General features: G+C 24.3%; 2 protein-coding genes. Both read left to right on the forward strand.

The features are described 5' to 3' along the window. A partial coding sequence (locus LQ688_RS13845) for a GNAT family N-acetyltransferase (RefSeq protein WP_000341232.1) occupies positions 1 to 399 on the forward strand: 399 nt, incomplete at its 5' end. Continuing rightward, positions 400 to 1,839, forward strand: coding sequence for a bifunctional aminoglycoside N-acetyltransferase AAC(6')-Ie/aminoglycoside O-phosphotransferase APH(2'')-Ia (locus LQ688_RS13850; RefSeq protein ID WP_001028144.1), 1,440 nt, complete (start codon positions 400 to 402; stop codon positions 1,837 to 1,839). The last annotated feature ends 79 nt before the right edge of the window (positions 1,840 to 1,918 follow it).

Raw genomic sequence — 1,918 nt, forward strand, 5'->3', positions numbered from 1 at the left:
GAGTTTATGGAAGAAGTTTTAATTGATGATAATATGGTTTTTGATATTGATAATTTAAAAGGATTTCTTAATGATACCAGTTCATTTGGGTTTATAGCTAAAGAAAATAATAAAATTATAGGATTTGCATATTGCTATACACTTTTAAGACCTGATGGAAAAACAATGTTTTATTTACACTCAATAGGAATGTTACCTAACTATCAAGACAAAGGTTATGGTTCAAAATTATTATCTTTTATTAAGGAATATTCTAAAGAGATTGGTTGTTCTGAAATGTTTTTAATAACTGATAAAGGTAATCCTAGAGCTTGCCATGTATATGAAAAATTAGGTGGTAAAAATGATTATAAAGATGAAATAGTATATGTATATGATTATGAAAAAGGTGATAAATAAATGAATATAGTTGAAAATGAAATATGTATAAGAACTTTAATAGATGATGATTTTCCTTTGATGTTAAAATGGTTAACTGATGAAAGAGTATTAGAATTTTATGGTGGTAGAGATAAAAAATATACATTAGAATCATTAAAAAAACATTATACAGAGCCTTGGGAAGATGAAGTTTTTAGAGTAATTATTGAATATAACAATGTTCCTATTGGATATGGACAAATATATAAAATGTATGATGAGTTATATACTGATTATCATTATCCAAAAACTGATGAGATAGTCTATGGTATGGATCAATTTATAGGAGAGCCAAATTATTGGAGTAAAGGAATTGGTACAAGATATATTAAATTGATTTTTGAATTTTTGAAAAAAGAAAGAAATGCTAATGCAGTTATTTTAGACCCTCATAAAAATAATCCAAGAGCAATAAGGGCATACCAAAAATCTGGTTTTAGAATTATTGAAGATTTGCCAGAACATGAATTACACGAGGGCAAAAAAGAAGATTGTTATTTAATGGAATATAGATATGATGATAATGCCACAAATGTTAAGGCAATGAAATATTTAATTGAGCATTACTTTGATAATTTCAAAGTAGATAGTATTGAAATAATCGGTAGTGGTTATGATAGTGTGGCATATTTAGTTAATAATGAATACATTTTTAAAACAAAATTTAGTACTAATAAGAAAAAAGGTTATGCAAAAGAAAAAGCAATATATAATTTTTTAAATACAAATTTAGAAACTAATGTAAAAATTCCTAATATTGAATATTCGTATATTAGTGATGAATTATCTATACTAGGTTATAAAGAAATTAAAGGAACTTTTTTAACACCAGAAATTTATTCTACTATGTCAGAAGAAGAACAAAATTTGTTAAAACGAGATATTGCCAGTTTTTTAAGACAAATGCACGGTTTAGATTATACAGATATTAGTGAATGTACTATTGATAATAAACAAAATGTATTAGAAGAGTATATATTGTTGCGTGAAACTATTTATAATGATTTAACTGATATAGAAAAAGATTATATAGAAAGTTTTATGGAAAGACTAAATGCAACAACAGTTTTTGAGGGTAAAAAGTGTTTATGCCATAATGATTTTAGTTGTAATCATCTATTGTTAGATGGCAATAATAGATTAACTGGAATAATTGATTTTGGAGATTCTGGAATTATAGATGAATATTGTGATTTTATATACTTACTTGAAGATAGTGAAGAAGAAATAGGAACAAATTTTGGAGAAGATATATTAAGAATGTATGGAAATATAGATATTGAGAAAGCAAAAGAATATCAAGATATAGTTGAAGAATATTATCCTATTGAAACTATTGTTTATGGAATTAAAAATATTAAACAGGAATTTATCGAAAATGGTAGAAAAGAAATTTATAAAAGGACTTATAAAGATTGATTATATAATATATGAAAAGCTATTATAAAAGACATTAGTATTAAATAGTTTAAAAAAATGAAAAATAATAAAGGAAGTG

Source organism: Mammaliicoccus sp. J-M40 (genome assembly GCF_022386395.1).
Taxonomy (GTDB): domain Bacteria; phylum Bacillota; class Bacilli; order Staphylococcales; family Staphylococcaceae; genus Mammaliicoccus; species Mammaliicoccus lentus.